Here is a 25,722-nt window from a genome sequence, read left to right on the forward strand (position 1 = left end):
GAAGACCTACCCCTTTCCCTCGCAGAAGTACCTTGAACACTTGCGGGCAGCCGAGGAGTTGGAGCCTGCGGATCGACCACGCGCGTTGAAGGGGGAGCCAGGCTCGCTGTTCGAGATCAGGCTGCAGCCCAAGGTGCTGCGTAATCGTGCCATGCCGAGTCCGATGTGGGTGCACATCCATACGAACCGGCCGGTACATGCCAGGCAGTTGGCAATGCTGGATGACGCAGCCTTCGCCGCTTGCCACGTCAAGTCCAATGAACAGCGCGGGCATAATCGGCAGTGGCAAGACGCCCGCGCTGCGATCGGCCACGAGAACGTCGTAATCCACCGGGGCAAGCTCACCCCCGCGTTCTGCAAGTCCTTGTTGACCACTTAGCGGCCATGCACGTCCATCTGGCTCGCAGCTTCAACCAGGCTTGTTCGCCAAGGCTGGTAGCTAGGCATCTCGCGAGCATGCCGCCTGTGGCGCCTCATGACTTGTGGTGAAGCATTTCCGTCTTGAGCAAAAAACGGCAAATGCCGCGAGGGGCACGAGTTGCCGGCTACGCAACTCAACTACCGCAAAGAGACCGAGCGGCGCTGCCACGTTATCTAAGGATAGACGTGACAGCTGCCTCCGCGTCGTCCGGCTCTCTCCGAAATCAATCCGGAAGATCGTCCGGCAACGAGCGCGGAGCAGGCTCAACCGATTTGGTTCGCCGGCTTCAGCGGATCCAAACTCGCCAATGGTATGTTCTCCGGGCAAGACGGATTCGGGAGTCTGACACCAGCCCGGTTCTGAACGCGAAGAGGCGGTGTCCCGCCCCGAATACGATTCGCTCGCCTGCTGAAGCCGCTATGCGCATTCATGCCGCAGTTCATCCTCCGGGCGAGTTGGCTGGATTGCTGCCGCTCCCCTGGCGCGGCGGCAGGGTGCTGGAACCAGGCATCCCCACCGGAGGGTTTTTCACGGGACGAATCGAACCGACCGCCGACAATCCGCAAGAGTACTCGGATTCAATCGTCCTAAGAGACCGAGCGCGCGGCGACGTTTGCAACGCCCGCGGCGCCGGCTGATCACATGAAGTCATCCTCGTATGAGTATCTGGATGAACTTGGTGAGCTCTCGACATGACTGCTCTCGCTATCCCCAGTTTTGCAAAGATAGCGCTGCGGTTTGTCTGCACGCTGCCATTCACCGGCACTGTTCTTCGTCCACTTTTCGGGATGCTGGGTAGGGTCAAGGACCATCCCGCCATCCTCCACCTCAACAAACCCCATACTCGCTGCGCGGGCTTGTGCTTCTGGATTATCCGCACGCCAATTGAGCAAAGGCCGTTCGCCGTCTATCCGAAGTTGATGCTCCAGCAGAATATCGCCTGCATTCTCGACGAGTGGATGAGCGACCTGAAGATCCACTACGGAGGTGATCTCAGTTCGGCCAGGAAATTGTTTCCGCCATTTTTCGGATTCGAACTCAGTCATGCTGAACCCGCCTTCCGTTCTCATTAGTCCGGCACTCTGGTTTCCCAATTGGTAACTGAAATACCGCGCTTCCTCCGTATCGCAACGGCGGCCGTATTTCTTAGCAACCTCCGCAGTGCGTCTTGCCCGTGCGGATACGAATTCCGAATACTCTTGCGGATTGTTGGCGATGTGTTTGATGTTCTTGCCATGAAACTTGATCACCTCGTCTGTGAAAGAAAACTTGTCGATCTCTACCACCGGAGGTCTGGAATGAAGGGAATACGCTTGCGTAGCCGCCGCCGATGAGCCGCCACTGGAATTCGATCCAGCTAAGTCCATGCGGGCAAACATATCTGCGCACTGTTGGGTTTGTGCATCCATTTGCCCGTTGACACCACGCGTGTAGTGCCTATCCGACGAGCCACCAATTCGACCATACATAATATCGCACTCCTGTGTTTAGCATTAAGTTGAGGCTGGTTGGCCACAGCCCTAGGTAGTCGGTTTGTTTGACGACTAGCTGACGACGCGTTCTCCCCGATGCGGACGAAAATCCGAACTGCCGTTAGCGTTTGTTGAAATCAGGCTCCGATCTAGCGCAAGTGCATCAATTGTTGTCACCGACGACGGTGGTTTTTCGGTCCCTGATGTGGCTCCGCCGAGAAGCGCCGATCTCGCATTGGTCGAGCGAGGTACGAAAGCGCCGTCCTGACTGGGTGGCCGGTTATTGCCGAGGCTCTGGCAAGAGAGGAACTAGCGGCGGCGGTTCGCATCGAAGGCGAGATGCTGTTCATCGACTATGAGGCGACGACCACGTTCGGGCTATGTCGCGCCCAGCGTCATGCGCGAATTAGGCCCGCGCTCGACCGGCGAGCCTGCGAGCATGCGCGATGTCGTCTGCGACGCCTCCGGCCCGGTCGAGGAGGTCGTCTTTCCAACGGCCCGACCTCGGTGATGCATGCTGAGCAAACGTTCTGGGAGAAGCTACGTCGATGCACGTCTTCTCCTTGCAGAGCGCCTACGTGGCGAGCGCGTCGCCCGTCACTCGCATGGCTTGGTGCGATTGGAACCAGGTCTTACGGAAACCGCGTTCGCCAATCGGGACCTGGCGGATGCCGTCGCGCGCACAAGGCAATGTTCTTCGCTGAGAAGGCGGCCGATTGTGAACCGATCGATTATGTGGCTGCAGTCAATTGAAGCTTACGCCTCGTGCCGGCCGGCGAAGCGCTGAAAGCGCTTGGTGGCGACCGTGCGCGCATGGTCGACGATGGCCTGCTCTTCGACGGCGTCGAATGTTTTTTGAGGAGTTGATGGCGCGGTGCACCGACAACGCCGAGCGAGCCAATCGCAGCGATCAACCATTAGGAGTGTGCGCATTTCTCAGAGATCGATGTCGAGATGGGCGAGAGCATCCTCATCGTAGGTGAGAAAAGGTCGGCAAGAGCAACTTCATCCGCGCGTTGCAATCGGTCCGCAACCGACCCTGGACTGTCGGAGCGTGACGGCTATGTGGGAGCCGAGATTGATGGGGTGGACGCCCCCTCACGGCATCGCTGTGCCAAAGTGGTGTCGTCGATCATCACTTGAACGGAGGCGTCCATGTTGGAAGTTAGCACAATCGGATTGGATCTGGCGAAGAACATATCTCAAGCGCACGGTTCGGATGCGTCAGGAGCTGTGCTGTTCAGGAAGAAGCTTCGCCGCGATCACGTACTCAGGTTTCTTGCTGCTCAGCCAGCCTGCAGGGTTGCCATGGAAGCGTGCGCCGGCGGCCATTACTGGGCGCGGGAGATTGCGAAGCTGGGGCACGATGTCCGGCTAATCGCTCCGGGATACGTGAAGCCTTTCGTGAAGCGGCAGAAGAACGATGCCGCTGACGCCGAAGCGATCTGTGAAGCGGCGCAGCGGCCGACCATGCGGTTCGTGGCGGTGAAGAGCGAAGATCAGCAGGCTGCGGCTATGGTGTTTCGCATGCGCGATCTTGTGGTGCGCCAGCGGACCCAGACTATCAATGCGATACGGGCCATCTTGCCGAATTTGGTCTGGTGGCTGCGCAGGGCCTCTTCCATGTGGCCAAGCTCATCGCGGCAATTGAGGACAATGGTTCGGCTATCCCCGAAGCTGCTCGTCCGATCCTGTCTCTGCTCGTTGCGCAGTTGCGGTCGCTGGACGAGAGAGTGGCCGGGCTCGACCGCGAGATCGCCAAGCGCGCCAGGGAGGATGCAGAAGCCAGGCGATTGATGACCATTCCCGGCATAGGACCGATCACCGCGACGGCTGTTGCCGCGTTGGCTCCGTCCGCTCAGACCTTCAAGAGAGGTCGCGACTTTGCGGCATGGCTCGGCCTCACGCCGCTGCAACGTTCTTCAGGGGGAAAGCAGAAGCTCGGCGAGCCATCCCGAATGGGCGAGCGAACCCTGCGACGGCTGCTGATCATCGGGGCCAGCGCCACCGTGCGCTGGGCCATGCGCAAGGGTGCGGCGACAGATCCCTGGCTCATCCGGATGCTGAATCGCAAACCGCCGATGCTGGTGATCATTGCTCTGGCCAACAAGACGGCACGTATTGTGTGGGCATTGATGGCCAAGGGCGGGACCTACCGGGCACCGGCCTTGGCGGGATAGTCCGCTCCTCGAGCGGGCTACCAAAGTGTGAGAAGGTCGAACGGAGAGTATGGCGCTACGGTCAATGAGACGGGATCGGGAAAACCAGATCATGGATACGCGCCTTGAGCGCGCCAGATTGAATTGGACCCGCTCCGCGAACTCCCATACGGGCCCGCGGCAGGTGACAGCCGCACCAGAGGCCGGACACATGTCAGCACCCGACCACGCTCCGCGCTCTTCGAAAAGATTCTTCTTGCACCAACGGGGGCGTCCACACCTGACGACGATGTCGCCGGGGTTCAGCACGGTGATGAGCTGCTGCTCGACATAGGCGCGGAAGCATTGGCCGTTGATTGGCCCGTCGAAGACGCAAGGTGCCGCGAGCCGATCGCAGCGCAGCGCGCCGAGGAAGGTCAGCGTGCGCCAGTGGTCGTGCGAGCGAAGCCGCGCAGGCGCTTGCCCTTGGGACCCCAGCCGCGCAGGGGGGCCATGTTGGTGTTGATCCAGGTCTCGTCGATGAAGACCAGCCGCTCCGATCAAGGCCGGCCTGAAAGGAACGCCAGCGCTGCCGCCGGCGGGCAATGTCGGAGCGGGCCTGCTTAAGGGCGAATAGGGTTTTTTTGAACCGCAGGCCCTCGCGCCTCAGGAACTGCCACACCGTGTCATGCGACACCTTCACCCCGCGCGCCGCCAGTTCCGCCACAGCCCATGCAGCGACAGATGCGGCGTCTGGTTGAGCCGCTCCACCATGAACGCCCGATGCGGCTCCAGAACACGCTTGCGATGGCCACCCATCTTGCCGGGTGCCACAGATCCGCTCGAACGGTAGCGCTGCGCCCACTTCACCGCCGATCAAACGGCAATGCCGAACCGGGCCGCCACCGACCGGCAGCTGTCGCCGGCCTCGATCGCCCCTTACAACATGCTCACGAAGATCATTCGAAAGAGGTCGCGTCATCAGATGCTGGCCTCCGCTCCAGCCAGCATCTTGAATCACAAAGTCACCGCATGGGAATCCGCGATTCAGTCAAAAACTGAACGGCTCTAGGCCAATCCTGCGGCGAAGAGTGCTCTCGCCACGGGCTCGAAATATTGCATGGGAACGGGGCTGCCCAGTTGCGTTTTGCTGATGAGCTGATGCGCTAGGACATCGTTGTCGACAATTTCAAGACGTAGCGCCCGCGCCTCGCTAAGCAGGTGTGAAGCCCGCTCGCCTTCGGCGCGGCAAACCAGGACGGGCACCCCGGTTTCACCGCGTACGTAACGCAGACCGATCAGTATCGCCGTTCCTTTGAAGATCAGCGTGGCGTGATGCACACCAAGGGGAGGTTCGTCAGCTGACTCGTCGCGAATGCGACGTCGTTCACTCTTCAACTCTGGCGCCCCTTGCTGATCCTTCAGCTCGCGCGTGACTTCAGTCTTGGTCATCCGCATTTCGCGCAGAAACAACGCACGCTGCAACAGGAGATCGATCAGGCCGGCGACCAGAAGTGCGCCGGCGCCAATTCCGATCAGCAGTTTTGCCCCTGTAACGACAAGGCCCACACAGCCCATGCCGCAGACCGGCAAATAGACCATCGTCTTCCACATGCCGAGAAGGCAAAAGGAAAAGGTTGCGCCGAGAACGAATACCTTAAACAGCGTCTTGCCGAGTTCGACCATCGAACGCGCAGACGCCAAGCGCTTCAGCCCTTGAAAAGGATCAATTTTCTCGAAGTTGGGCGTCATTGGCTCAAGAGAGAAAACAAATCCCCCATTGGCTAATAAGCTTGCCAAAAGCACCGCCGCGACAAGCGTTCCAAGCAGCGGGCCAACAGTTGCCAAGGTGAGTTCGCCAAGCACAGCCAGCGCCTGCCGGACCGCGAAGTCGAATGGCAGGTTCTGCAGCTTGTCGACAGATAATAGCGCTTCGCGGCATTTGTCTTCGATCACGCTGCCTCTTAGCCATAGGTACCCGAGACCAGCGCAAGTGCCGACCGCGCGAACGAAATCGGAGCTACGTGGCAGCTGCCCTTTTTTGCGTGCATCGTCTAGCTTCTTGGGGGTGGCGGCGTGTGTCTTCTCTTCACTCGAGTCGCTCATTTTAGCAATCTATCGAACCACTCGAGCGCGCCATTCGCTTGTGTGATCTCCAGTTTCATACCCTCGACTAGATAGCCAGCGTAGGTGACCATGATAATCGGAAAGACAAGATTCTTGATCGTCGGGGACAGTTGGGTCAATTTGAATTGCGGCGCAAAGCGACGCAGTAGCATCATGGATACATCAATCAGCGTCATAAAGAACACGACGGGCCCTGACACCAATAAAGCCGTGCGCATAATGTGGTCGAGGAGCCCTAATATCTCCATTGCTCCTTGCGTGCTCAATGTAGGGTGGAACCTATACACGGGCCAGATCAAATAGCTGCCATAAAGGGCGCTGACCACAGTTTCCAGCCCCCCTGATGCGACGAAGATGGCAATCGCAGTGATCCCGAGAAAGACTCCCATGGCGGAAGCCTGACTGTTCGTCGCGGCGTCGGTCGGGGCGGACGGGTTGGTGACGCCGCGTTGGTTGTCGATAAACTCACCGGCCGCCTGAAGTCCCCATAAGGGAATGCCAAGGAGGGTGCCAAGTAGTGCGCCGACAAAAACTTCCTTTAATCCGAGCAAAGTGACCTGGATCAGACGTGTTTCAGGATCCAGCGCCTGCAACCCGTCGCTGACGTGTGCCAGGCATGGTAATCCGAAGGCAACAGCCAGGCAGCCGCGGATCAGCCCATCGGTCTGAGAACGTGTAAATACAGGTAGGATCATCATAATGCCTATCGCGCGCGCTGCGCCAAGACCGGCTGCTACGACGAGTTCGATAGCCGTATGGATCAGGATTTGAATCTCGGCCGGTGACGCATACATGGCGGAGACTAGTAGCTAAGTGTCATGGCGGGAAACTCGGTAAAGATCTGGTTGGCTAGCTCTATCAGCGGTGCGCTCAGCACAGGCGCAAACAAGCCAATAACCGCGACAACAACCAGAAGCTTCACGGTGAGTGGCAAACTTTCATCCTGGATCTGCGTTGCCGCCTGGATGATGCCAATGACCAAGCCAACGATCACCGATGCAATGAGCGGGGGCAGAATCCAGATCATGAACACCACCAACGATTGGGTCATAAGAGTGACAATACTGGATTCAGCGATGATCAACCTCCCGGTATCGTGTAACTCAACACAAGTCCGTGCATCAATTTCGACCAGCCATCAATAGCGACGAACACGAATAGTTTGAAAGGAACAGATATAAGCGTTGGGGATACCATAGACATACCCATCGCCATCAAAATTGTCGTGACAATAAGATCGATAGCGATAAAAGGAAGATAAAGAAGAAATCCGATCTCAAACGCGCGCTTTAGCTCTGAAATTAGAAAAGATGGGACCAGAATGGACAAATCATCAGCTGTGGCTTTGGCACGCATTTCCTCTGGCCAGACTTTTTCGGTCGACGAGACGAAAAACTGTCGCTGCTCTTCATTTGTGAACTTCTTAAGATGATCACGCAGGGGCTCGGTCCCGGATTTGGCGGCGCTTACCCAGTCGTCGAACGTTTGATAATGTAGCTTCGGATCGGTCATCCGATCATAGGTCTGTTCAACAACGGGCGCGCTAACGAACATGGTGAGGATCAATGCCACGGCGTACAGCACTATGTTAGGTGGTATCGTCTGAGTCCCGAGCGCATTGCGGACGAGGAAAAGAACAACCGATACCTTTACAAAGGCCGTGGTCGTGACGACTACTAAAACCAGCAGACCCAGTCCGGCGGTAACTGCGAGAAGCGCCAGGATTGGCGGCTGGAGCTCAGTCATTGCATCCCAACCCGCCACGGAGCCTGATGCCCAGCGTATCTCCAATGCGCACGATGTCGCCACGCCCGATACACTGACCATTGGCAAGTATATCGACCGGACCCTCGATCGGCCGTCCAAGTTCGAAAATATGCCCTTCGCCGGCACTTCTTAATTCCCCTAGAGGAATAGGCCAGCGACCGCATTCAAAGACAAGCATGATCTCGATATCATCGAGATCATCCGTCGGCCCTAGTTGCGATCCAAGTTGTGTCATATGCGCATTCTCCAAAGGATAGGAACGCGGGCGGAAAGGCCCGTGCAGGACTAGCTGGTCGCCCTCAAGATCAGCACCGGCCCACAACTGGCCAAAAGATAGGGCGATCTCGCCGCGGCCGAACGGCGCCAAGTCCGGCAACAGAGCATCACCGGCACATGCTTTTCGAAGAATCGCCGCAGGAACGCGCAGCGTGCCGATCTCTCCTGCAACCACGATCGGGAGGTCTGAAAGTAATCCGCGCGGCTGTCGCGGTAACTGGCCAAACAGTTCGCCCAGAGCGCGAAACGCAGACGGCACCAAGCCATCAAGAGGCGAGAACAGGAACAGACGACCCTTGCCACTGACCGGGCCTAAGTCGATATCCAGTTCGAGATAAGGAGCCAGTGTCGCGGCTTCAAACACGCGCACGAGCTGCACGTTCAGCTGTGTCCTATACTCCAGTCGAGCAATAAGTGGCTCAAGTGCAAGTTCAACAATGAGTGAAGCCGTTGGCTCGGAAGGGAGAGTCAGCCCATTCTGCACTGTTGCGATGAGCCCCTCTACAAGCGACCGCGATATCGACAGCACGACCGCATCAGCTCCGACCCTACAAATGCAGTCGAGCATTGGAATGGCGGCAAAATTCTCTTGCCAGACAAGCCCTGCCATACGCACCGACAGCGGCACGTCGTTGATCCGGGTCTGAAACGGCCTGCGGGAAGCCGCAGTGTCATTGAGCCACGAGGCGACCTCGTGGGACAGTGTCAGCGCTGGCTCCAATAGAGGGGGTCTCACCAAAGCGGCTGCCAAAAACTGCACCGTTCTATCATTCGGAGGACCTGCGGGTTATCGAATCCGTTTTCGCGACCTGGGAAAGCGGACCCCTCCCAAATCGAACCAATATCTCATCGTCGGCCTCGATCTCGCCTGCGGCCTCCGAATGGATCTCAACGGCGCGCCGGACGTCGTCCTCTATTTGGCGCCATTTGTGCGTTGCCGCCGAACATGCGACCCATAGGTCCCTCGTCACGGACGCCGCTAACTCGGCCTTTTCTTCGGCGGCGCGCGCATTAACAAGCATCTGCCGCCTGCGAGTGATCTCAGCCGCAAGGCACTCAATATGGAGGTGGTGCCGGTCGAGGGTGGCGCTAGACAAGTCATCGAGCGTCATCAGCTCCTGATAGAGCGCTGCTTCGGCCGTTGAGCAATGTTGTTGTGCCATTGCAAGCTCTCGGGAGGCATTCTGTGCTGCTAAGGTGGCCATATGGCGCTGGGCTTCCTTTTTGGACAGCTCACTAAGGGCACGACGCTCTTGCATTTCCTTCAGGAGCCGTAACCTCGAAGACTGAATGTGATTCACGCGGTCAGACGCGACATCCATGCTACCGTTTCCTCAAACCCTGACGCTTCGTCTTCGCTCTGGCGCAAAAACTCCCTCAGTGCGTCGATTGACGCGACAGCCCGGTCCGTCAGGGGATCGCCGCCTTCCTTGTATTCGCCGACGTTGATCAAGAACTCGGCCTCGGCATACCGCGAGAGGAGTTCACGAAAGAAGGATGCTGAGTTGCGATGTGTCGCCGAAACGACCGCATCCATTACGCGGCTGCGACTCTGCAGTACATCGATAGCAGGGAAATGCGATCGCGCCGCAATAGCGCGCGAGAGGACGACATGGCCATCGAGAATGCCGCGCGTTTCTTCGGCGATTGGATCACCTGTGCCATCGCCTTCTACAAGCACGGTATAGAAAGCGGTGATTGAGCCACGCTCACTCATGCCAGCGCGCTCTAGCAGGCCTGGCAGCATGCCAAAAACAGAAGGAGGAAAGCCCCGTCGCGTCGGCGGCTCACCCGCAGCAAGGCCTATCTCACGCATGGCGCGGCAGAAGCGTGTCAGCGAATCCAGCATGAGAGCAACGCGTAGCCCTTGTTCGCGAAAATATTCCGCGAGCGCTGTCGCCATCGGAGCACATTGTGCCCGCTCAACAGCCGAGCGGTCGGATGTTTCAACAACAACGACCGCACGGCGAAGGCCTTCCTCCCCGAGATGCCTCTCGATGAATTCACGAACTTCACGTCCTCGTTCGCCTATCAGCGCGACTATGACAACGTCAGCGGCGGCACCTTTTACGATCTGTGACAATAACGTCGACTTGCCACAACCTGGCTCGCCGTAAATACCGATTCGCTGGCCCTCGCCGCACGTCAGGAGACCATCCAGGGCACGGACCCCGAGCGGCAAGGGCCGCTCAATCATGCGCCTTGTCATTGGATTCGGAGCTCTGCCGTGCAGCGGCCGAGTCTCGGCGGTTTTGATTTGGCCTTTGCCATCCAGTGGACGGCAACGACTGTCAATCACGCGGCCAAGTAAATCGTTGCCGACGGGTACTTCACGCATTCGTCCAGTGGCGACGACTTCCGCGCGGCTGGAGAGGCCGACCAGGTCGCCGATCGGCGTCAGCAGTACGCCATCATCCAACAGGCCGATCACCTCGGCTTCGAGCGACAGTCCGGTCCGCGGGTCCTGTAGGAGGCAAAGTTCTCCAATACGAGTGTCTGGCAAGACGGCATGGACCAGTGTGCCAACAGCCCGCGTGATCCTGCCGCGCACGACGCGCGTGTCGATCCGCTTTACCGTAGCTCTCAAAGACGAGATCGCCGGATCGGCAGGGCAGATCGCAGCGTCGTGATTATGTTCTGATACCTGCGTGCTCACAGTTCGCCTTTTTCAGAGAGCGTCCCGAAGCCGAGACGCAACGCGCGCATCTGCGCATCAAGGCCCAGATCGACATTGCCGTACTCGCTCCACAGCACGCACCGTTGCGGCGACAACGTAGGATCCGGTTTGATCCGAACCCTTGGACGACCATCCTGTCCGTCGCATGCGGCAAACTCTCGCGTAAGCATGTCCACTTGCGTCGGACACACATGGAGGCAAACTTCTGCGCCGCTGTATTGGCGCTCAATGGCGTGACGAACAGCCATGACCAGCAGTTCGCCCGGATCGAATGCTCCCACAAGATCGCTTAGTATTTCCATCACGAGCTGCGGTAATTGCTGCTCTAGAACCGCCTTTCGTCGTGCGACTTCGGCGACCGCCTGCGAAATCAGCGCTGCCATTTCCTCGGCGCCAGCATCCAAGCCCTCGGCATGGCCGCGCGCCAACTCACGCTGATACGCCGCGCGTGCCCAACTGCGTACGCGCTGCTGATGCCGTTCTGCGGCGGCACACGCTTCTGCGGCATTATCCCAGATTTCGAGCTCGCTCGCCGGTATCAGCGGCCCCAATGGGCGCATCTGCGGCGCTGCCGGCGCGACGGAAATATCCGCTGTCATATCAGCGGGTTCTCCGCCTCAAAATGGCCTACTACAAGCGAAAACAACTGGCCTGCGGCGTCCCCGTGCTTAGGCTCTGGATTGTCGGCGGCGGTCCCTACGGGCAAGCGTAGAAGCACGCGGTTGCGCTCCATCACTGGACTGTGATGGAGCCAGGCACCAAGACAGGCGTGTCCATCGTGTTCGATTTGGTGCGCGAGTTTTTCCGGATCAGCGATCAATCTGTCCGCAATGGCATGCGCCAGATGTCGGATTCCAAACGCATGGGCATCAGCGCCGATACGTTCAATAAGCACTGTGAGGTCAGGCTGAGAGACAAGCTTAAGCAGCGAACGGGCATGCCATACACTACCTGCAAGGAGGGCAGCCCGATGCGGATCATTACCGCGCAGAAGGTCCGGCCCCCAGTCAACGTCATTCGACTCCGAATCATTGTCGAGCAACAATTCCGTTAGTCTTCGCTGCAGTCTGGGACACTTCTGCAACTGAGCCAACGTAGCAGCCGATAACGCCGGATCAAGACGCGCGCCAAGACGAGTCGGATGGACCGAAGCAGCAAGTTCGCTCCGGTCCAAGGCATGCAATTGGAACGAGCCGTCGAGTTGGGCGATTTTTACCGGCACTGGCATCGACATGTCATTTAGGCGCTATCGCCGGGGTCTTTTTGCGAATGGCCTCGAGGGCGGAAATACCCGACCGTCGCTCGACCTTGGAAAGTTCGCCCGATGATTGCCTGTGCCGGCGGCTAAGGGCGCCGGCTAAGACGTAGCACGCCACTGCGAATACAGCTGCGGCAATACCGATCACGGTCGCCAGAAGGGGCGCTGGAGCGAGCCTGGATGGCTGGGCCAAAACAGTCGCCGGCACGGACCGTTGCTCAGGCGCGGAACGCTCCACCGGCACCAAAACCACTTCGACCTTATCGTAGGACAATCCTTCTATGCTGTCGGCCACGAGCATCTTAATCTTCGGCAGCAAAACAGAGAGTTCAGCTTTGGCGTCGTGTCTGATAAAAACCGAGGCCGAGGACGGCGTGGCGCCTGCTCGCAAAAGGTCATTATGCGGCAGAACCACATGGACACGTACTGACAAAACCCCATCGATATCGCTGATCGTACGGGACAACTCTTCGCTGAGCGCATAGACGTAACGGGCACGTTCCTCGGTTGGCGAGGCAATCAGGCCTGATCCTTGGAAAATCTCGCCGAGGTTCTTGAAGGACTGGCGCGGCAATCCCTTGCCATTCAGGAGGTTGATTGAGTAAGCGAGCAGCTTTTCGTCAACCTGGATCGTGCTGGTCCCATCCTTGCCGGCGACCCGGACCGCAGCAACCCCGTTGTCCATCAGAAGGGCGAGCATTTCATTCGCCTCGCGCTCCTGCAGTTGCGTGTAGAGATCGACCTTGCAACCGCTGAGGGCCACGAGAAGTGGCAGTACGACAAGGCGAAGTGATCTCCGGCAAGACGTGCTACGCATGATTTTCTCGGCTAAGCCAATCATACGCGCGGTTCAGCCTTCCTTTAGAAGTTTATTCACGGATGAGGTGATGCCGCTGACACCTTTGGAAAGAAGACCAACCTGGGTGACGCCATTGTACATATCCCGCAGACCAGCAATCATCGTTTCGAAATCATGCCCTCCCTGCGGAACGCCGGACATTCCGGTTCTCGCATCACCTTCGGCAGGAAGCTTCTGCGGTCCATGTAGAGCGCCCTTCAAAAGGCCTACCTGCTGGTCGAGCGCAGCCGAATTAACAGCACGGTCTGGGTAGATCGCAGAAATCGTCTGCATCACGCGGTCGCCCAGGGGACTCATCTGCGTAGCCGCGCGTTGAACACCCATCGCTGGAGCAACTGGCACCGTGGGTGATGCCAAGGCGGCATCGTTTTTCAGCGAGTCGGCCGCGTGCGCCAACGCGCGCTCAAACTGGGCCTGCTCGCTGAACGAGGGTGACCCGGTCTTGGGGAGACAGTCCGCTAAACTGGTAGTGATCGACGTGATAGGCATCATCATGCAAAGACTCGATAGCTTCCTCTTGACCGAGCGAACCCGGCCCCTTCATCATTCGTTATCGGGTCAACGTCTAGGCGGCCGAGCTGACGACAAGCTGACTAACCGAGGTTTGTTAGTCATCTAAAAGTCATGCTGGGCGACTTAGTCACTTGTGCAGATTTCAGACTCTGGTTTATCAGTGCGAAATGTTGAGAGCGCTCTTCCGATCCGTCGCCCCACACGTTTTGAGACTTCTGTGTGCCGGTTTTTTTCTCTACGCCGGAACCAACGGAACTCTCGGCGTTCCCTTATCCCTCTCCAAGACGCCGTACAGATATACGGTTCTCGATCAGGATCTCTCTGCCGCGCTGCAGCAATTCGGCAACAACCTTAATATCCGAGTCAACATTAGCGCCGAGGTGAAGGGGCGGATCCGCGGGAGTATGCCGGATTTGCCCCCGCGCGAGTTCCTCGACCGTTTGGCCAATTTGTACGGTCTCCAATGGTATTATGATGGGCTTGTTCTCTACGTGTCAGCCGCAAAAGAATCACAAACCCGCATGCTTGTGTTGACTTCGATCCGCTTCGATACGTTTAAGGGTGCCCTAGACAAGCTTGAGATCACCGATGACCGCTACGTGGTGAGACCCGCGCCGGGAGATGGCCTCGTTTTGGTTTCCGGTCCACCGCGCTTCACCGCGCTCGTGGAGCAGACTTTCAACGGTCTTGTCGCGGAGGCACAGGCGCAGCCGCGCGTCCATGAAACGCCGCCAAGCGAATCGGTCCTGACATTGTTTCGGGGCTCCTCCACCATGGTCGTCCGCAACGGATTACCTGAAGCCGCTTATTCGTCCGACGTGCCGCAGCAAGATGGCGTTGCCGGGAAGCCAGAGCCACGCCAAAAATGATATCTGCGGTCGCAGCTTCGGGACAAAACAACCGCGGCCACCCCAAATTGTGAATTCCTCTGAATTCGTCAGTTTGCCGAAAGCTAAACCGCTCATGGTGGCAACCGCCAGCTTCAGCGATATCTCCGGTCATTGTGCTGGGATTGCACATAGAGCTGGCGCAGAACGAGGCAATTTGAACAACAGCAGGGGTATTGGGCCCGCCGAGCTCTGACTGTCAAAGCTCGTTTGGCGTCGCCCATGTGGGGGATTGCAATTTCATGTCTGAGGAGTCACAATGTCCATCAATGATACAAGCAACGTTTTCAATAGTCAGAATATCCTACAGTACAGTAGCCTGAATCTGATATCTGCGTTGGAAAAGACGAAGCAAAACGCATCGTCCTTCGATGCGATGCTGTCCCTTCACCTGCACCAAGACGGCACCAGTCCCTTCCCAGTCCGGGACCAGCTGCCACGAGATCTCGAATCGTCGATGAAGGAATTGTGCCGGAACGCATCGGAGTCGCTGTTGCCCGATGTCGAATCCTCGTTGGAAGAATTGCGCAAGAACCCATTGGATCTGCTGCCGCCAAGCATGAGGGCAGCCATCGAATCAATGGATCAAGGCCCGCAGCCTGCGGTCGCCCCCCCTCCCGTTGCGCACGAATCAGTGGATCAAGGCCCGCAGCCTGCGGTCGCCCCCCCTCCCATTGCGGAAGCGCCCATAAAAAGCGAGAGAATCACGTGGAACGGCGGCTCACTGTCCCAAGCCGAGTTGCAGATCGTGGCAGTGCTGAACCGTCACAAGGACCTATGCCCGCTTAGTTGGCAATCGTTGACGGATAAAGCCAATGATCCCTCTACGCCACCGGATCTGAAAGCGGCGATTGAGGGATTGCAGCAGGATCCAGAGCTTTTTTATGCGATCGGCTCGCAGGGCGATGGCCGCTGTGGCGGTAAGATCACGGCCAAGGATTTGTCCGAGTTCTCTAGCCATCACTCACAAGTTGCCGCATATCAGGGCCAGCAGGCGCAAAGCTACGCGCAGAACTACATCCCATCCGACAGTACTGGAAATGCGCAGCCGTCGGTTATGACCTTGAACGATGCGACGCGCGAGCTTTACCGGTACTCCGAAAACCTGCCCAAGAACCTGAGTCTGGCTGATTTCAAGCAGATCGTCGACGGCGACGCGAAAACTGGCAAATGTCCGCCACAGGTCATTGCGGCGGCTCAGTACTTCGTCAGTCACCCGAATGAATGGAAGCAGTTGTACGGTGGCTCGATAGACAAAGTCCATAAAGAGGATTTTCTCCAAGTCGCTTCATCTTCGATGAGCCTCACGCAAACCGAGCTGAATACCCTTAAGACGATCAACAGCAACCAGCAAAAATTCTTTGGGAACGGTGACCTGACTCGCGACAAGCTCGCAAGCATGGCGCAAGACAAGAGCCTAGATCCGAAAGTAAAGGAGGCGGCCTCGCAGCTGCTATCGGATCCTATGCTCTTCAGTCTTCTAAACAATTCGATTACGGGCTATAAGACCCACAATTCCTTCTTCGATTTCGGCGGCGGACACACGGTCGATTCCGGTAACATCAGCAACAAAGATTTTGGCCACTTCTACAGCAGCATGTCGTCTGCGAACCGAACCGTTCAGCAGCCAAAGACCCATGCGCCCGAAACTGCTGCGGAACAGGACGCCGTCTCGGACATGATGACGGGCCGGGCGGACCAGCCTGATACCAAATCGGCCAAAAAGAACGGCGGGGCTTTCATCCACACAGTCGGCGACGTGCTCAAGGTGTACTCGACAGTGGCTGATTGGGCTGCGACGGCGGTGGGTCTGTTGAGCTTCATTCCGGTCGTGGGCCAAGTGGCCGATGCCGTGTCGATGACGCTCGCGTTCGAGGCGCAAGCGGCAAATCTTGTCCGCACAGCGATTACCGGAGGCAATATGAAGCAGGCGCTGATAGACGCTGGCATCAATATCGGAGCGCAGGCGCTCAGCCTTATCGCAGGCCCCGAGGTCAAGCTTGCAATACGCAACGGGCTGGTGAAGAAGGCGCTCGAAGAGGCCGCCACGGCCGGGATCGATCTGCCGATTTCCATGGCGCAAAGCTATGCAGAAGACTATTTGTCCAACCTGCAAGCACGCCTTCCGGCCGACCCTATGCAAGCGGCCGGCCTCCCCAGCCCGATGGGCTTGCCAATATTCCAGAACGTGGCCTGACGACAAATGTGCGACTTCCTTCGCCACGCTTCACTGGCCTATCAAACACCTTGTGGGGAACCTTTGCCTTTCCGCAAGGCGATTTGGCAGGCGTGCCTTAAGGGTCGTGGTTAGGTCGCAGCAGGCCCGGGCTTAGTCCACTCATCCTTCGGCCTTGAGTTCGTTTTCACACTTAGCCTGAGAGAAGAAGGTGAGATCGGCTAGAAAAGAACCCGGAAAAGAGCGGTCATGCTGACCAGTTGGTGCAGCGCCCGTCCGCAACTGCTTCTCCGATGGCCGTGGGGGCCACCGGCCCGCAACATGGGCCGGTGGAGCGCGGCGACACAGCCGCGCCAGCTTTGGTGTGCCGAGCATGATCGACAGCTTGGAGGTGTAAGTCCATTACCCAGCCTGATGGCGGCGAAGGGTTAGCGAAGCGCAATGGCGTCGTCGCGAGGCGGGGTCTGAAGGAAGCGTGGAGCAAACCCGCGACCCGATGGACAAGAACCGGATATGAGGCCTACCCGGCCGGACGAGCGGGCCAATGACCGCGAAGTCCATGGTCACCAAGGACCGGGGTGGTAAATTCGGCGGGTGTGCGGGGAAGGCGGTCGATCTTACCTCGGGAGATCTGCGCCGTGTCCGGAATTCCGGACTGGGCCCGCCGTGAGGCGCGCTGATCGCGGCGCAGAAGTCAGCAGAGGGCATAGTAGCAGCCGGGTTTGCCTGCGGCGAAGGCCTGAACGGTGGCAGTGGAAAGTAGTACCGCGCGTCTCGATACGGCCATGCGGCAGAAACTGGTTCTCCGGCCTGCCCGCCAGACCTGACGGTGAAGCCCGACGGAACGGCGAACGCAGGGACCGAAGCCAGCTCGGCGACGCATGTAACGTCATGAGCGCAGCGCCACCGGGCGCCCTGGAGAGGTGAGGGGCACCCTATCTCGTTCAGGTCACGATCGTGTATTGTGACGGCCGCGCTCACCACCAGATCAAAAGCAACGGCAATGTTACAGACTGGAGCCGGCGCCGTACTCTACGGAGCTAAGACCATACGACCCATGTCATTGACCTTTGCCCGCCCCGAACGTCCTGTATGTGGCGACTGGTATGGCCGCACGCTCGCCATCGCTCGGCTCGACAGCCTTGTTGTCGAGCAAATCGCGCGGATCGTTGACCATTGCAGCTAAGTTACGTCGTGTCGAACAGCCAAGCGGCTCTTCGAAGGATTTGTCACTGAGTAAAGGACCGGAATACGACGGACAGGCAGGTGGGCGGGCATGATACACAATTGCTTCTACTTGGACTGCGCCGCCATCGTGTTGGTCGAGCAAATGGATGTTGTCAGTGTCGATGCCCATCTGCCTGGCCTGATGCACCACCTCTGCGCTGAGCCGGGACGAGCCCCAGATAAGGAGGTGAAGAGCATCGCGGCGGCCGCTACTGGTCCTGTCAAGGAAAACACGCAAACGCTGCCGTTCGGAAGCGCGAAGGCTCTTTAATATCAGGACGGTGGTCTCCGGCCGGATCAGGATTGGCGCAGGGGGCTCGACATAGATCGGCGCAGTGCTTGTGCAGCCACTTGCGCTGGCCGTCAGGGCGACCAGGAGAACTTTGATCCGCAAAGTCATTCGATCACCTATTCGATTATGAAGCCGCGACCGCGCTTGGCCCCTGGCGCGCCGGTGCGGGCAGCAGCGCGGCCTCGCGGCGGATTTGCCGGAGAATCGTCCAAAGCCGGCGCCATCCGGTCCGTGGGTGCGCTCATCTGGTTGGGGCTGGAGCCTGGTTTTACGATGTAAGGCGTAACCAGAATAATCAGTTCTGATTCTTCCTTTTGAAACGAGGAGGAACGAAACAGAGCGCCAAGGATCGGCATTTCGCCGAGCCAGGGAAACGCACTGACGTTATTGTTCACGTTGCGCCTGATCAGACCGCCAATTGCAAAGCTCTGCCCACTGGCGAGTTCGACGACTGTGTCGGCTCGGCGCGTGGAAACTGCCGGCACGGAAATACCATTAATTTGAACGGCACCTTGGGACGACAGTTCACTGACTTCCGGCTTTACGTGAATGTTGATTCGGTTGTTGTTGAGAACGGTCGGCACGAATTCCAGGCTGACGCCGAAGTGACGGAATTCAACCGACACTTGCTTGTTTTCCTGCAGGACAGGAATGGGAAATTCGCCGCCGGCCAGAAAACTGGCAGTTTCACCGGACATCGCGGTGAGATTCGGCTCAGCCAAAACGGAAGCTATGTGCTCCTTGGCGAGCGCGTCGAGAACCGCACCGATGTTGACGACGCCGTTGTCGAATCCGATTCCTGCTGTACCGCCACCCAGCGCTGCACCGGAGCCAGCGCCGCTGCCGCTTAACACGCCCACTCTGAAATTGTCGATTTGACCAAAGGCGGACAGGTTAACGCCGAGTGCCTTCATGGCGCTACGGGAGACCTCCGCTACCCGCACACTAAGATTAACTTGCAAGGACCCGGCGACCTTGATGTTATTGACGACTTGCGCACCGTCACCGAGATACTGCTCAGTGACCCTTTTCGCGGTGTCGGCGACCTCCGCATTGGGAGCTGTACCGCTAAGGATTGCGCCGCGCGGCGTATAGCTTACGTGGATTGAAGAGTCGCCGACCTGGTCACTCAACATGGCGCGCAATTCCTCGATCGGTTGCGTGACGACAATGCGCAAAGCGACGAGAGCCTCGCCCTTTTCGTCCAAGGCGAACAGGCTGGTCCGCCCGGATTTCTTCCCAAAGACGAAGATGGTTGTGTTCGAGGCTGCCTGATAATCCGCGATCGTCGGGTCAGCAACAAAGATCGTCGTGGCTGGCGCGGGCAAATGAACTGTCTTGCCGAGCGAAGAGGAAAGGTTCAGCGTGCCATCGAGGCTATTGGAAGCGGCAGGCGGCGTGCCTTTATCCTCGATGTTTTGGGCCGGCGCAGAAACTGGATATGACAGAATGACCGCGTAGAGGAGGCGGCTCAAGTAAGGAGAGACAGTAGTAGGTCTCGGGCCGACGATGAGCGGGGGCCGCCGATCGGTGTGAGGTTGATCAGTTGGAATGATTTTCAAGGTGGTCTTTTCTTTCAAATTCGGCCAACTATACGGCTGTCGCGCTAGTCACATTCAAGAATGTAACCAATGCCGCGCACGGTTTTTATCCGTGGTGTTGCCCCTGACCTGCTTAGGTATCCACGTAAGCGATAGATTCCGACTTCAAGAGCGTTGGCAGATACTTCATCGTTGAACGAATATAGGTGATCTTCCAACTGCGAACGCGGCACGATGCGGCCAGCACGGTTGAGCAGATGCTCTAGAATACACAGTTCACGGCGTGCGACCGTCAGCGGATGACCAGCAACGGAAACCTGTCGGCCGATTGGATCGAAGTGGAGATTGCCAAATACAATGAAGGGGTCGGTCATCTGCGCCGACCGCCGCAGAACGGCTCTCATTCTGGCAATGAGCTCATTGGTACACACGGGCTTGAGCAGAAAATCGTCCGCGCCACCGTTGAAAATCGCAATTCGCTTCTCAAGATCGTCGACGTCACTCAGAACGAGAGCAGGAACTGAATGTCCCTCACTCCTTAGCTGCTTCAGCCAATCCAAGCCATTGCCGTCCGGCAGAGCCAGCTCCAGCAGGAGAACTTCATAGCTGGCGCAAGAAAATGCACTCGATGCCTGTTCCAGTGTGCGAACGATATCAACAGCGAAACCGCTATCCCCGAGTGCAACTCCCACCGCTCGCGTAAGATCCGCATGGTGGTCAACGAATAGCGTTCGCATTTCATTTCCTATCAATGGTAGGACTGGTCACCAAGACTGTTGAGACGGCGACAGCAGAAGCCGAGCAACTTTTCGCAGTATTCGTAATCCTCTTTGGGACGGCTAATCGCAGGAGGATGCGAGCTGCACGCCTGCAGTAGGCGGCATAGAACATGTGAAGACGTGTTGATGGGCTGACACGTCGATTCGCCAGCCCAAAATGCCACCAACTGTGCCTGCAATTTGTCTGCGCATCGATCCTGCCTATGTGAGGCCCCTGCATTCGCCAGGCCAGCGTCGCCCTCCAGAGCGCACGATTCCATGGCTGGCACGGGTTAGCTTTCGACAAGTGACTTGAACAAATCAATTGTTCGGATCATAAGCATCCACATCCTGGATGGGCCTGCATATTCACCCCCAGGTCGCACTGTGAGGCTGATGCTTTGGTACCGCGGCTTGGAGCTTGCGTTCGGTCATCAGAGCCTCGAGCGCGGCGGATTGGACACTGATCTGGCTGCCGCAATCTGAGCGCGGCAGGAACCGTCACCGAGATGTCTCGCGGCTGTCGGTCGGCGCTGCCGGTCTGCAGCGTTTGAGGCCTAGCACCATCGGTTGACGCAAGGGCGGCATGCGATGAGGGGTCGGCTGGGCTTCCGCGAGGTAGGGCGACTGCGCAGCACACAGCGCACGCCCAGTATACTCTTCCAGGCCGTTGACCGTCTTCCCGATGTGCAGCCGAATGCCCGCGTCCGCTACCCTGGAAGTCGAACGGCGATAATCTCATCCAGGCTTAATCTAGCGCCCTGAGGCTTAGGGTTAATGCCGACATCAGCCCTCAGCAGGTTTTGCAGCGGCTGCCGATCGGCAAGAGGTTGTCGAGTAGCAGCGGCTCATGGTCCGGCCGCTGCCCGTCCAGAATGTCCAGCCAGCTCTCCCCAGTGCTGCTCAAAGCCGTCTTGCCCTGCCCGTCCGCTTGCTCATGCGATACGGGGTGCTGTACCTGCTGCCAGGCTATTACAATGAATGTTAAGTTTGTGCCGGTTCACGCTAGCCTCACGTTCACAGATCAGATGAGCGACCTACTCAGGCAAGCTTTCGAGAGGCTGACGAGGTCCGCCGTCCCGGAAAGCGTAGGCCTGGTTTTCTGCTCAGCGGTTGGCGGCCTCGATGGGTGCAGGCCGCGCCGGGTACCCAGCCGGTCCATCTGAAGAGTCGATGCTCAAACGGACTAGGACAAGATTTCCGTAGCGGGCTGCCCCATTCACTCTGTTTAGAATACCTTTTTTAGAGCACGCGGTACGTACTGCATTCTTGCCCCGGTAGCGCTCCTAAAGATGGTTCTGTCCGTGCTAGGCGCAGATGCTCAAGCAACCACTATGCTGTGGCGCAATATCGATGTGCCTGCTTCATAACTGAGCTTGACTTGGCTACAGCTGACCATGACATCACCGGAATCCCGGAGCTCGCACGCTGTGGCGCGTCAGGGTGATCTGCAATATGTCAGCCTCCCTTCTCCGCAGTCCTTTCCGGATGATGCGCCGGGCGCGCAGAGCAGATGGATGCTGGCCGGCACTGACGCCAGCGAGCGGCCGCGCTCGGCGATTCGATCGATCCCCAGGTCAATCGGCGCGCGGTTAGCGTGCCAGCAAAACAGGCGGACGATCCCTCCCTGGTTTCAGCCTAAAATCAGGTCCGCCTGACCCATCGAGTGCAATCGTTGACCGCTTCTACTTGTGGCCATCCCTGCGACACCTGGGCGATTGGCAACGCCGCAACATTATGCGCTACTCCAATCACGTTTGCGAGCGGGCGTCGGATTGGTGATATTCTGACACGTTGTCGCCGCACTTTACCCGAGCCCATGCCCCAATGTGCCGAGAGATAACCGTCGTTGTCTGAGACGGTTCGGTCCGGCACCGGCTCGTACCCAAGCCCCCCAATCACACAGGTCAGCGTCGGATCGAACCAACCCCGTCGGTGCAACGACCTCAAAAAGCAAGCCGACGCCGGTTTTTGGTGAGGTCCTCGACTCGTGCCCCTTGTAAGCTGCACGGTTCCGATCGGCACCGGCGCATTGCACGCCCATCCAGAACGTTGCTGATGAGGCGAGGCCAGCGCGCAGTTAATGGCCCGCGAATTTCGTCGCCCGCTCGCCCTCCCGCAGGTCGCCGCGCAACGTGCGCGTAGCGCTTCGGCACGAGTTCTATAAGCAGGTCCCGCGCGGACAGCAGGCAGGTAGACGGCACGCCCACATCGATAGTCGGATAGAGATAGGCGAGATTGTTGATGACGAGCAGATGCACAATCAGCGCGATGGAGCGCAGCAGCCGGTACGAGACGCGCGACGGCAGCGGCGAGACGGAAACGCGCGCGAAAGCGAGCAGCGTCGAGAAGAAAGCCGAGCGCTGAGGCGAGGATGGGCAGCGTTCGACACGAGGCCGAACAGCGCGCGTTCAGAGAAGAAAGAAGCGGGGAAAGACGTCCCAGCCCCACTTCGGATTGCACCAGCGAACGCAAAGCAGGATGACGGACTGTCGAAACGGCGGCCCTTGAACATCTGAAATCTCCGGCGAAACACCGAAGGCCATGCCTCTGGTCCCGAAAACTTTGCAACAGATCTTGGCGAGCACGTTGTCGTCAGGTTCTCGACAGCCTCCCGTGTCAGATTCAAGCCCAGCTTCAAACGGCTTATATTGCTGAAAGTGAGAACGGATGGATTTCACGCGGGTGCACGGACAATCGAACAGGGCCGGCCTGCAAGATAGCTCACGTGCGGCTCCGTCCGCAGGTGCGGCGGCGTTTGAGCGGCAACTGAGCGAGATGGCCAATTCAGGTGGAGGTGGTGGAGCAATGCCGGCCAGTGCGGGGCCGCAGCCGGCTCAGTCAAGTAAATTTCTGAGAAGGCTCAGCAAGCGCCCTCTTCATTTCAGGGATGAAGACTTTATCCTCAGCCTTGAGGAGGCCCTCATTAAGGGCAACGCCTCCGAGCACGCTGCCAAGAACAATGTAAGTATTCTTCTCAGCTTTGGCCAGTGGCTGTTCGCCAACAACAAAGATCCTATTAAGGGTCGGCTCGACAAGCAATCGCTGACCGATGATGCGCGCGAGTTCATCGGAAAGGGTGCTCCCTCGAGGCTGCTTACGGCAATAGGTCATCTTCGGACGTCGCAGTCGACGGGCGGAATCGTGCCGATCGCAGGCCGCGCTGAGTTGACTCCGTATCCCCAGGACGCGGCTCTCATCGAAGAGTATAGAAACGAAGCCCCGACAGAAACCGGCAGGAGGATTGCAACTGCTCTTAGGAGCTTCAGTGACTACCTGCGTCAAAACAACAAGAATGGCATTTCTGGCCGGCTTTCTGACGCGGCGTTGGATAGAGATGTCGCGGGCTATAAGAAGAACGCCGGTGGTAATCAGATCATCGGTTATGCACTGGCTTGTCTCCGAAAATCGCACGCCGGCGGAGGCGTCGTGCCGATCGCAGCCAAGTTGGCTCCGTATCCTCAGGACGCGGCTCTCATCAAAGAGTATAGAAACGAAGTCCCGACAGAAACCGGCAGGAGGACTGCAACTGCTCTTAGGAGCTTCAGTGACTACCTGCGTCAAAACAACAAGAATGGCATTTCTGGTCGGCTTTCTGACGCGGCGTTGGATGGAGATGTCGAGGGCTATAAGGAGCACGCCGGTGGTTATCAGATCATCGGTTACGCGCTGGCCTATCTCCGAAAATCGCACGCCGGCGCTAAAGCGATGGCGCTCGAGCGCCATATTCCTCCCGTTCCTGATTCCGGGGACACGGCACTGATGGAGCCGAGGCGGGTCGGCGAGGCGATTGCGCAGCACAGCGCGTCGCAGGAAGCTGGCAGTTGGCCAAAGGAGCTTCAGGGACAGCAGGATAATCAACCAGCCGCGTCATTTTTCATCGCTCCAGGGAAGTTGCCCACGGGACGGGATAACCTCAACAGCAACGGGGCGGGTGCTTTCGGAGCAGCCGGCTCTCGGCAGGCTGGGGTTCAGGCTGCCGCCCGGCCGTTGTTAGCGATCAGCGAACAGCAGATTCGGCGCTCGCCTGGCGCGGTTGACAGGGGCAACCTCCTGCCGACCGAGTGGCTCATCATCAACAATGAACATTCCACAGCGCTGTTGAGGCCAGCGAAGCGGCAGAGGACCCTGAATACGCCGCCAGCCGTCGCCATTCAGCAGCAGCTGAGCGAGATCGGCAATTCAGGCGGTCGCATGCCGATGCAGCCCTCCACCTACCAGGTGGGGGCATTGCCATTGGAAGGGCAGCCTGTCATGCGGGGGAGAGAGTCCGAACACATCCCAAGGCTGCAAGCGGAGACTAGCGGGATCGGCGTTCATCTCATCAATCGCGGTCGGCTTTCGCCGATGAGTGAAGCTGCGGCAGCGGCACCGGCAACGGTTTCCGAACCTGCCTCGCGATCAACCGCCAGGCTGGCAGTCACCTACCGCGGTCTTCCAGTGGTTGATCTGACTGGGCTAACCACCACCTCCTCCGATGTCCAGATCGGGGCGTTGAATCCGACAGCCTCGTCCAATGTCCCCAACGGGTCGATGCTCAGGGCCGACGAGTGGCTGAGTGACGCCCATATCCAGAGGGATTACCATTTGCTGGGGGAGCAGCTGCAGGCGATAGATCCGGCGCTCGCCGCCCGGACACGGCTGGTGGACCCGTCGGTATCGCATCTACTGCGTCACACCGAGCCGCAAAACGCGCGAGTCATATTGCAGTCCATTTATAGCCGAAATGACGCCCCAGCCGACTTCCTGTTCGTTCCATTGAACAATGGCACTCCTACTATCACCGGCACCCATTGGTCGCTGCTGCTCGTTGATCGCCGCAACCCAGAAAGGCGGGTCGCCTATCACTACGACTCCCGCCAGTCAGACGGATACAACAGCGTGCCTGCAAAACGGCTCGCAACACTTCTGAACGCAACCTTGGCGCCAGCCCGCATGCCCCGACAGCCGAACGATAATGATTGCGGCGTGTTTGTGCTGGACGGCACGCGGGCTCTGCTTGGACGATTGGTGGATGGGCAGCGGCCGGACCACGAGCCGATGCAACTCGACAACCTCGTCGCCGATCGGCAGGCGCTGCAAGACCGGCTGAGCGGGCGCTTGCCGCACGAGGAGGAGTCTCTGCAGCTGTTGAATGGCGAACCCGCTTCCCCACCAATGATGGCATTCGACCCAGCGGAACTCCGGCAGCTGTTGTATGATGAACCCGCCTCCCCACCAATGATGGCATTCGACCCAGCGGAACTTCGGCGACTGTTGGATGATGAGCCTGCCTCCCCACCAATGATGGCGTTCGACCCAGTGGAATTCCGGCAGCTGTTGAATGATGAACC

20 protein-coding genes and 3 pseudogenes are annotated in these 25,722 nt (G+C 58.4%); 7 read left to right on the forward strand and 16 right to left on the reverse strand.

Going from position 1 to position 25,722, the window contains the following annotated elements; genetic code table 11:
- Positions 1-379: T3SS effector XopP-like protein (locus NMG80_RS06645; protein WP_495664007.1), on the forward strand; the 379-nt coding region annotated here is incomplete at its 5' end.
- 680 nt (positions 380-1,059) lie between these two features.
- Here the strand turns inward: NMG80_RS06645 and NMG80_RS06650 are convergent.
- Complete coding sequence (locus tag NMG80_RS06650; protein WP_254017402.1) at positions 1,060-1,890, reverse strand: effector protein NopP; 831 nt, start codon at positions 1,888-1,890, stop codon at positions 1,060-1,062.
- A gap of 239 nt (positions 1,891-2,129) precedes the next feature.
- On the opposite strand from NMG80_RS06650, the pseudogene NMG80_RS06655 reads away from it, so the two are divergent.
- Positions 2,130-2,798, forward strand: a pseudogene (locus NMG80_RS06655) (nucleotidyl transferase AbiEii/AbiGii toxin family protein); the annotation flags it as partial.
- A gap of 250 nt (positions 2,799-3,048) precedes the next feature.
- A pseudogene (locus tag NMG80_RS06660) lies at positions 3,049-4,073 on the forward strand (IS110 family RNA-guided transposase).
- Positions 4,074-4,334: 261 nt separating this feature from the next.
- On the opposite strand, the pseudogene NMG80_RS06665 reads toward NMG80_RS06660, so the two are convergent.
- The 12 genes and pseudogenes from NMG80_RS06665 to NMG80_RS06720 form a co-directional block, all read right to left on the reverse strand.
- A pseudogene (locus NMG80_RS06665) lies at positions 4,335-5,013 on the reverse strand (IS630 family transposase); the annotation flags it as partial.
- 86 nt (positions 5,014-5,099) lie between these two features.
- Positions 5,100-6,137, reverse strand: a complete 1,038-nt coding sequence (locus NMG80_RS06670; protein ID WP_254017403.1) for an EscU/YscU/HrcU family type III secretion system export apparatus switch protein — start codon at positions 6,135-6,137, stop codon at positions 5,100-5,102.
- Positions 6,134-6,952 (reverse strand): type III secretion system export apparatus subunit SctT, encoded by an 819-nt coding sequence (sctT, locus tag NMG80_RS06675; RefSeq protein ID WP_123149072.1) that lies wholly within the window; start codon positions 6,950-6,952, stop codon positions 6,134-6,136. The genes NMG80_RS06670 and sctT overlap by 4 nt, the downstream gene beginning before the upstream one ends.
- An 8-nt stretch (positions 6,953-6,960) precedes the next feature.
- Positions 6,961-7,209, reverse strand: a complete 249-nt coding sequence (locus NMG80_RS06680) for an EscS/YscS/HrcS family type III secretion system export apparatus protein (RefSeq protein ID WP_077376427.1) — start codon at positions 7,207-7,209, stop codon at positions 6,961-6,963.
- A gap of 29 nt (positions 7,210-7,238) precedes the next feature.
- Entirely contained in the window at positions 7,239-7,904 is a 666-nt protein-coding gene (sctR, locus tag NMG80_RS06685) for a type III secretion system export apparatus subunit SctR (RefSeq protein WP_077376245.1), read from the reverse strand.
- On the reverse strand, positions 7,897-8,961 hold the full coding sequence (sctQ, locus tag NMG80_RS06690) for a type III secretion system cytoplasmic ring protein SctQ (RefSeq protein ID WP_077376248.1): 1,065 nt from the start codon (positions 8,959-8,961) through the stop codon (positions 7,897-7,899). The genes sctR and sctQ overlap by 8 nt, the downstream gene beginning before the upstream one ends.
- Positions 8,962-8,968: 7 nt before the next feature.
- Positions 8,969-9,523 carry a hypothetical protein gene (locus tag NMG80_RS06695; RefSeq protein ID WP_077376251.1) on the reverse strand — a complete coding sequence of 185 codons (555 nt, stop codon included), beginning with the start codon at positions 9,521-9,523 and terminating at the stop codon, positions 8,969-8,971.
- A complete protein-coding gene (sctN, locus tag NMG80_RS06700; RefSeq protein WP_301942889.1) occupies positions 9,499-10,857 on the reverse strand; it encodes a type III secretion system ATPase SctN in 1,359 nt (452 codons plus the stop codon). The genes NMG80_RS06695 and sctN overlap by 25 nt, the downstream gene beginning before the upstream one ends.
- On the reverse strand, positions 10,854-11,477 hold the full coding sequence (gene sctL / locus NMG80_RS06705) for a type III secretion system stator protein SctL (RefSeq protein ID WP_008874780.1): 624 nt from the start codon (positions 11,475-11,477) through the stop codon (positions 10,854-10,856). The genes sctN and sctL overlap by 4 nt, the downstream gene beginning before the upstream one ends.
- Positions 11,474-12,112 (reverse strand): nodulation protein NolU, encoded by a 639-nt coding sequence (locus NMG80_RS06710; protein WP_254017404.1) that lies wholly within the window; start codon positions 12,110-12,112, stop codon positions 11,474-11,476. The genes sctL and NMG80_RS06710 overlap by 4 nt, the downstream gene beginning before the upstream one ends.
- Position 12,113: 1 nt before the next feature.
- The gene (gene sctJ, locus NMG80_RS06715; RefSeq protein WP_280174573.1) at positions 12,114-12,953 is read right to left on the reverse strand and encodes a type III secretion system inner membrane ring lipoprotein SctJ; all 840 of its coding nucleotides are present in this window, start codon (positions 12,951-12,953) and stop codon (positions 12,114-12,116) included.
- A 33-nt stretch (positions 12,954-12,986) separates the two neighbouring features.
- On the reverse strand, positions 12,987-13,490 hold the full coding sequence (locus NMG80_RS06720; protein WP_254017405.1) for a nodulation protein NolB: 504 nt from the start codon (positions 13,488-13,490) through the stop codon (positions 12,987-12,989).
- Between the two features lie 185 nt (positions 13,491-13,675).
- Here NMG80_RS06720 and NMG80_RS06725 point away from each other — a divergent pair, with 185 nt between their 5' ends.
- Both NMG80_RS06725 and NMG80_RS06730 read left to right on the forward strand, forming a co-directional pair.
- Positions 13,676-14,377: a nodulation protein NolW gene (locus NMG80_RS06725; RefSeq protein ID WP_254017406.1), complete on the forward strand. Its 702-nt coding sequence runs from the start codon at positions 13,676-13,678 to the stop codon at positions 14,375-14,377.
- Between the two features lie 277 nt (positions 14,378-14,654).
- Positions 14,655-16,592: an HrpF/NolX family T3SS translocon protein gene (locus NMG80_RS06730; protein WP_301942893.1), complete on the forward strand. Its 1,938-nt coding sequence runs from the start codon at positions 14,655-14,657 to the stop codon at positions 16,590-16,592.
- A gap of 1,039 nt (positions 16,593-17,631) precedes the next feature.
- On the opposite strand, the gene NMG80_RS06735 is transcribed toward NMG80_RS06730, so the two are convergent.
- The 3 genes from NMG80_RS06735 to NMG80_RS06745 are packed head-to-tail and all read right to left on the reverse strand — an operon-like array spanning position 17,632 to position 20,368.
- Entirely contained in the window at positions 17,632-18,198 is a 567-nt protein-coding gene (locus NMG80_RS06735; protein WP_254017407.1) for a CpaD family pilus assembly lipoprotein, read from the reverse strand.
- 8 nt (positions 18,199-18,206) lie between these two features.
- A complete protein-coding gene (locus NMG80_RS06740) occupies positions 18,207-19,670 on the reverse strand; it encodes a type II and III secretion system protein family protein (protein WP_436798557.1) in 1,464 nt (487 codons plus the stop codon).
- A gap of 26 nt (positions 19,671-19,696) precedes the next feature.
- Complete coding sequence (locus NMG80_RS06745; RefSeq protein WP_123149082.1) at positions 19,697-20,368, reverse strand: winged helix-turn-helix domain-containing protein; 672 nt, start codon at positions 20,366-20,368, stop codon at positions 19,697-19,699.
- Between the two features lie 2,265 nt (positions 20,369-22,633).
- Between NMG80_RS06745 and NMG80_RS36990 the strand changes: the two genes are divergently transcribed.
- On the forward strand, positions 22,634-22,756 hold the full coding sequence (locus tag NMG80_RS36990) for a hypothetical protein (RefSeq protein WP_301942897.1): 123 nt from the start codon (positions 22,634-22,636) through the stop codon (positions 22,754-22,756).
- Positions 22,757-23,059: 303 nt separating this feature from the next.
- Positions 23,060-25,722 (forward strand): Ulp1 family isopeptidase (locus NMG80_RS06750; RefSeq protein WP_436798558.1); only part of this gene is annotated, 2,663 nt, incomplete at its 3' end.

This window comes from Mesorhizobium escarrei, assembly GCF_935825525.1.
In the GTDB taxonomy this organism is placed as follows: domain Bacteria; phylum Pseudomonadota; class Alphaproteobacteria; order Rhizobiales; family Rhizobiaceae; genus Mesorhizobium; species Mesorhizobium escarrei.

What these genes read in the sequence shown, in the direction of transcription:
- NMG80_RS06720 (WP_254017405.1), bottom strand. Translation starts at nt 13,490, where the DNA reads ATGATGATGCCTATCACGTCGATCACTACCAGTTTAGCGGACTGTCTC.
- sctT (WP_123149072.1), bottom strand. Translation starts at nt 6,952, where the DNA reads ATGTATGCGTCACCGGCCGAGATTCAAATCCTGATCCATACGGCTATC.
- NMG80_RS06730 (WP_301942893.1), top strand. Translation starts at nt 14,655, where the DNA reads ATGTCCATCAATGATACAAGCAACGTTTTCAATAGTCAGAATATCCTA.
- NMG80_RS36990 (WP_301942897.1), top strand. Translation starts at nt 22,634, where the DNA reads ATGACGAGCAGATGCACAATCAGCGCGATGGAGCGCAGCAGCCGGTAC.
- sctR (WP_077376245.1), bottom strand. Translation starts at nt 7,904, where the DNA reads ATGACTGAGCTCCAGCCGCCAATCCTGGCGCTTCTCGCAGTTACCGCC.
- NMG80_RS06695 (WP_077376251.1), bottom strand. Translation starts at nt 9,523, where the DNA reads ATGGATGTCGCGTCTGACCGCGTGAATCACATTCAGTCTTCGAGGTTA.
- NMG80_RS06680 (WP_077376427.1), bottom strand. Translation starts at nt 7,209, where the DNA reads ATGACCCAATCGTTGGTGGTGTTCATGATCTGGATTCTGCCCCCGCTC.
- sctJ (WP_280174573.1), bottom strand. Translation starts at nt 12,953, where the DNA reads ATGCGTAGCACGTCTTGCCGGAGATCACTTCGCCTTGTCGTACTGCCA.
- NMG80_RS06735 (WP_254017407.1), bottom strand. Translation starts at nt 18,198, where the DNA reads ATGACTTTGCGGATCAAAGTTCTCCTGGTCGCCCTGACGGCCAGCGCA.
- NMG80_RS06745 (WP_123149082.1), bottom strand. Translation starts at nt 20,368, where the DNA reads ATGCGAACGCTATTCGTTGACCACCATGCGGATCTTACGCGAGCGGTG.
- NMG80_RS06725 (WP_254017406.1), top strand. Translation starts at nt 13,676, where the DNA reads ATGTTGAGAGCGCTCTTCCGATCCGTCGCCCCACACGTTTTGAGACTT.
- NMG80_RS06710 (WP_254017404.1), bottom strand. Translation starts at nt 12,112, where the DNA reads ATGTCGATGCCAGTGCCGGTAAAAATCGCCCAACTCGACGGCTCGTTC.
- NMG80_RS06650 (WP_254017402.1), bottom strand. Translation starts at nt 1,890, where the DNA reads ATGTATGGTCGAATTGGTGGCTCGTCGGATAGGCACTACACGCGTGGT.
- sctL (WP_008874780.1), bottom strand. Translation starts at nt 11,477, where the DNA reads ATGACAGCGGATATTTCCGTCGCGCCGGCAGCGCCGCAGATGCGCCCA.
- NMG80_RS06670 (WP_254017403.1), bottom strand. Translation starts at nt 6,137, where the DNA reads ATGAGCGACTCGAGTGAAGAGAAGACACACGCCGCCACCCCCAAGAAG.